Here is a 4,545-nt window from a genome sequence, read left to right on the forward strand (position 1 = left end):
CCCGCCGGCGGGGCGCAGGCGCGGGCGGCGATTGTTGACGAGGGCGTCGCGATGAGCCTGCCGGCGGCGGCGGGGGCTCCGGCCCTGCTGCTGCGGTTCCCGGCGCGCGGTCGGGGGCTGTTCAGCTCGGCCCAGCTGAAACTGGCCGACCAGCTGGTGGCCCTTCTGGCCCAGATCGAACAGGGGCGGGACGCCTATGCGCGGGGCGTGGTCGAAGAGCGCCTGCGCATTGCCCGCGACCTGCATGACGATGTCGGCGCGCGGTTGCTGTCGGGCCTGCACCGGCAGGAGCTGAACCAGACCCATGAGGCCATGCGCGGGGCTATCGGCGATCTGCGGGCCATCGTCTCGGGGCTGTCGGGTCATGCCCTGCCGCTGGACGATGTGCTGGCCGATCTGAGGCACGAGACGGCCGAGCGTCTGGCCGCCGCCGGCCTGCAGCTGGACTGGCCCCCGCCGGAGGACGAGTTCTCGGGCCCGCCAGCACCCTACAGGATCTACAAGAACCTGACCTCGGCCTGCCGCGAGGTGGTGTCCAACGTTATTCGCCATGCCCACGCGACGCGCGTGGTCGTGAGCCTGCAGCACTCGCGTGAGCGTCTCGACATGATCATCAGTGACGACGGCGTGGGTCTTCCGCGCGAACCGGGGGGGCGCCGCAGCGGTCTGGCCAACCTGGAGCGGCGGCTGGGCGAGATCGGCGGCGAGGTCACGTTCCCGGAGAGCGGCAGCGGGACGGTCGTGCGGCTCAGCGTGCCCCTGGCGGGCGGAGCCGTGGCATGAGTGTCAAGCTCCCGGCCACGGCCCTGGTGCTGGAAGACCAGGACGAGACCCGCCAGCATCTGCTGGCGGCGCTCGGCTCGGCCTTTCCGGGCATCGATGCGCGGGGCGCGCGCACCCTTCGCGAGGCGCGGGACCTTCTGGACCCCCCGGGGGCAGACCGCTGGACCCCGGACCTGGCGCTCGTGGATCTGGTGCTGCCCGACGGAAGTGGCATCGATCTGCTGCGGCAGATCTCGGACCGGGGCGGCGACACGCGGGCCGTCGTGGTCACCATCTATGCGGATGACGGCCACCTGTTCGACGCGATAGCCGCAGGGGCCTGCGGCTATCTGCTGAAGGATATGGGGCGCGAGGATCTCGTGCGGTATCTGCTGCGCCTGGAGGAGGGCGAGACCCCGCTGTCACCGGCGATTGCGCGGCGCATGCTCGGCTATTTCCGGGACCAGCCGCGCTTGGCGGACATCCAGGAGCCCCTGGCGGCGCTGACCCCGCGCGAGACCGAAGTTCTCCGCCTGATCGGCCGCGGCCTGCGGTCAGGCGAGGCGGCCAAGGTCATGGGCGTGGCCGAGCAGACGGTGGCCGGCTACGTCAAGGCGATCTATCGCAAGCTAAATATCTGTTCCCGCGCCGAGGCGGCCCTGGAGGCTGCGCGCCGGGGACTGGTCTAGAGAGGTCGCCGAAGCGCGCTCTTCTAGAGAAGGTGAATCTGCAGGACACCGGCCATGGCGACGCTGACGATGGCGGTCCATCCGGCCAGCAACGCGACCATGGGATAGCGCTGCCAGAGTCGGCGAGGCGCAAGGCTGACACCGTTATGTTTTGGCATGGCTTACCTCCCCGGATAGCTCTGGCGGTTATCCTTGACGGTCATCGTGCATGATAATGTCCGACAAGACATGACCAATCTGCAAAGGGACCGTGGGAAAAATCGATTGCGGACCCGGATCGGGTTTCGCGCAACGGGCGAAAATGGTCCGCACTCGGAGCAGGTTGCTGATTTTTCGGCGGTTTCGGCGTGGTCGCCCGGTTTTCATCGACCAGGAAAGTTTCTAGGGTCGCGACCTGCCCGGCCATTTGATCAGGACCTTTCATGTTTCGCTTTGCTTCTCTGGCCGTGTGTCTGGCCCTGACGGCAACCGGTGCCTTTGCCCAGACGCCCGGGGGCGCGCCCGTGGTGACGCCGCCGCCCAGCCTCGCCCCGTCCGCTGCGGCCCAGGCCGGCAAGGCGTTTCTGGCGACCAATGCCAAGGCCCCGGGTGTCGTCAGCCTGCCGTCGGGCCTGCAGTACAAGATCCTGGCCTCGGGCCCGAAGGACGCCACGTCCCCCAAGCTCGGCGACATCATCAAGGTTCACTACGAAGGCAAGCTGCTGGACGGGACCGTCTTTGACAGCTCGTTCGAGCGCAACCAGTCCGTGATCATGCCGCTCGACGGTCTGGTCCAGGCCTGGCTGGAGGCCTTGCCGATGATGAAGGTCGGAGACGAGTGGCTGCTCTATGTGCCGCCGGAGCTGGGTTACGGTGACCGCGAGGCGGGACCGATCCCGCCCGGCAGCGTCATGGTCTTCCGCCTGAAACTGCTGGGCATGCTGGCGGTGGACTAGGTCTGAGCTACCTGCCCCCTACGGGTCGCTCCGCGACCGTCTTCTCCCGGAGGGGGAAGATGATCTCATCCGCCCCCTTATGGGGGCGGACGGCCGCGCAGCGGCCAGGTGGGGGCGAGTGTCCCGCCTAAACCTTCCTTGACGTCATCAGCGGCTGGATCTTCGTCCCGAAGTCCTCGACGCCCTGCACGAAGTCATCAAACACCAGCAGCACGCCGCCGGTGCCCGGCACGGCCGCGACCTCGTCGAGCATGCGCGCGATGCTCTCGTAGCTGCCGACCAGCGTGCCCATGTTCAGGTTCACGGCCGAGGCCGCGTCGGCCAGCTGGGCGGTGTTGGTGGTGGCACCCGCCGCCGCATTGGGGGCGGCCTGTTGGGTCAGCCAGGCCAGGGCCTCCTGGTCAGCGCCTTCGCGATAGAGCTGCCACTTGGCAAAGGCCTTTTCGTCGGTTTCGTCGGCGATGATCATGAACAGGATGAAGCTGGCGACATCCCGGCCCGTGCTGGCGGCGGCGGCCTCCAGGCGCGTGTTGACCGAAGCGAAGGCGGTCGGCGTGTTGGTGCCCTTGCCGAGCGCAAAGCTGTAGTCGGCATACTGGGCGGTAAAGGCCAACCCCTCGTCGGACGAGCCGGCGCAGATCAGCTTGGTCTCCTTCGGGTGAGGGCTGACCCGGCAGTCGTCCATCTGGAAGTACCGGCCCTTGAAGTTGGATACGCCGGTTTCGAGCAGGTCCTTCAGAACGGTCGTGTACTCGGCCAGGTAGTTGTAGCGGTCAGTATAGTGCTGCTCGCCGGGCCACAGGCCCATCTGGCTGTATTCGGCCTTCTGCCAGCCGGTGACCAGGTTCAGGCCAAACCGGCCCGGGGCGATGGAGTCGATGGTCGAGGCCATGCGCGCGGCGATGGCCGGCGGGATGGTCAGGGTGGCGACGGTGGCGAAGATCTTGATCTTGCTGGTCACGGCCGCCAGGCCGGCCATCAGGGTGAAACTCTCCAGATTGTGCTCCCAGAACTGCGTCTTGCCGCCGAACCCGCGCAGCTTGATCATCGAGAGCGCGAAGTCGAAGCCGTACTGCTCGGCCTTCTGGGTGATGGTCTTGTTAAGCTCGAAGCTCGGCATGTACTGCGGCGAGGTCTCGGAGATGAGCCAGCCGTTGTTGCCGATGGGAATGAAGACGCCGACCTGCATGGACGTTATGCCCCCTCTAGGAACTGGATCAGACCCTCATTGAAGGTCTCGGGATCGGTGACGGTGAAGCCGTGGCCGCCCCAGGCGACCTGCTGCAGGTCGGCGTTGGGCAGAAGTCCGGCGAGCCGTTGCGAGCACCGCATCGGCACCAGCATGTCATCGGCGCTGCAGCTGACCAGAACGCGGTGGCTGATGCGCTCCAGGTCGGCGTCGATATCGAAGGCCAGCAGGGCCCGGATCCGGGCCAGCATCACGTCGGGGTGCGGAAAGCCGGCGACGTGGTGGGCCTCTTCGGCCATCAGCCGGGCGTGGTTTCGCGAGATCCAGTCGGCCGGATACAGGAACAGCGGCTGGGCGTGGACATAGGCTTCGATGCCGCTGTCTTCCAGCAGGCGGATCCGCGTGTCAAAGCAGCGCTTGATATGCGGATCGGGACGGCTCCAGCCGTTGACGACAACCAGCCTGGCCAGGCGGTCAGGGTGCGACAAGGCCAGGGCCAGGCCGGCATTGCCGCCCGCCGCATGGCCGACGACATGGGCGCGCTCCAGGCCAAGGGCGTCCAGCACTCTGACCATGTCGTCGGCCATGTCCTGCACGGCATAGGGACCGGTCGGCAGGGTGCGGACGCTGCGTCCCGTGCCGCGATGGTCGTAGGTGACCACAGGCCAGCGTTCGGTCAGAGCCTGCATCTGCGGGGCCCAGAAGGCCCCCGAGCCGCCGAGGCCGGACGACAGCAGAACGACCTCGCGTCCGGCGACGGGACCGCCGTGTAGGTCGTAGTGCAGGCCGTCGACGGTGCCGCTGGTCATGCGAAACACCACGCGTTCGTGTGACCCCGAGGCGCAGGGTGTGCAGCTCGGATACCCGTCATTCCCGCCCTTGTGGCGGGAACCCCTGGTTCAGCGGACTCGTGAGACGCCAGCGGATCGCCAGCGATCCGCCCCTCTCGCCCTTGCGGCGAACAGAGGGG

General features: G+C 67.4%; 6 protein-coding genes. 3 read left to right on the top strand and 3 right to left on the bottom strand.

Annotated features, from left to right (window positions below):
- Both DBR10_RS07535 and DBR10_RS07540 read left to right on the top strand, forming a co-directional pair.
- A partial coding sequence (locus tag DBR10_RS07535) for a sensor histidine kinase (protein ID WP_335582548.1) occupies positions 1-783 on the top strand: 783 nt, incomplete at its 5' end.
- Entirely contained in the window at positions 780-1,451 is a 672-nt protein-coding gene (locus tag DBR10_RS07540) for a response regulator transcription factor (RefSeq protein WP_108556242.1), read from the top strand. The genes DBR10_RS07535 and DBR10_RS07540, both read left to right, overlap by 4 nt.
- Positions 1,452-1,474: 23 nt before the next feature.
- On the opposite strand, the gene DBR10_RS20375 is transcribed toward DBR10_RS07540, so the two are convergent.
- Positions 1,475-1,609: a hypothetical protein gene (locus DBR10_RS20375; RefSeq protein ID WP_255579982.1), complete on the bottom strand. Its 135-nt coding sequence runs from the start codon at positions 1,607-1,609 to the stop codon at positions 1,475-1,477.
- Positions 1,610-1,873: 264 nt separating this feature from the next.
- Here DBR10_RS20375 and DBR10_RS07545 point away from each other — a divergent pair, with 264 nt between their 5' ends.
- On the top strand, positions 1,874-2,386 hold the full coding sequence (locus DBR10_RS07545) for an FKBP-type peptidyl-prolyl cis-trans isomerase (protein ID WP_108490023.1): 513 nt from the start codon (positions 1,874-1,876) through the stop codon (positions 2,384-2,386).
- A 127-nt stretch (positions 2,387-2,513) separates the two neighbouring features.
- Here DBR10_RS07545 and rutA read toward each other — a convergent pair whose 3' ends face one another.
- Entirely contained in the window at positions 2,514-3,575 is a 1,062-nt protein-coding gene (rutA, locus tag DBR10_RS07550; protein WP_108503839.1) for a pyrimidine utilization protein A, read from the bottom strand.
- Between the two features lie 5 nt (positions 3,576-3,580).
- On the bottom strand, positions 3,581-4,393 hold the full coding sequence (gene rutD, locus DBR10_RS07555; protein ID WP_108503841.1) for a pyrimidine utilization protein D: 813 nt from the start codon (positions 4,391-4,393) through the stop codon (positions 3,581-3,583).
- Between the last annotated feature and the right edge of the window lie 152 nt (positions 4,394-4,545).

It is taken from the genome of Caulobacter sp. HMWF025, assembly GCF_003060965.1.
Classification (GTDB): Bacteria; Pseudomonadota; Alphaproteobacteria; order Caulobacterales; family Caulobacteraceae; genus Caulobacter.

Bases quoted from the DNA above. Each gene is read 5' to 3' on its own strand.
- DBR10_RS07540 (WP_108556242.1), top strand. From the start codon at position 780: ATGAGTGTCAAGCTCCCGGCCACGGCCCTGGTGCTGGAAGACCAGGAC.
- DBR10_RS20375 (WP_255579982.1), bottom strand. From the start codon at position 1,609: ATGCCAAAACATAACGGTGTCAGCCTTGCGCCTCGCCGACTCTGGCAG.
- DBR10_RS07545 (WP_108490023.1), top strand. From the start codon at position 1,874: ATGTTTCGCTTTGCTTCTCTGGCCGTGTGTCTGGCCCTGACGGCAACC.
- rutA (WP_108503839.1), bottom strand. From the start codon at position 3,575: ATGCAGGTCGGCGTCTTCATTCCCATCGGCAACAACGGCTGGCTCATC.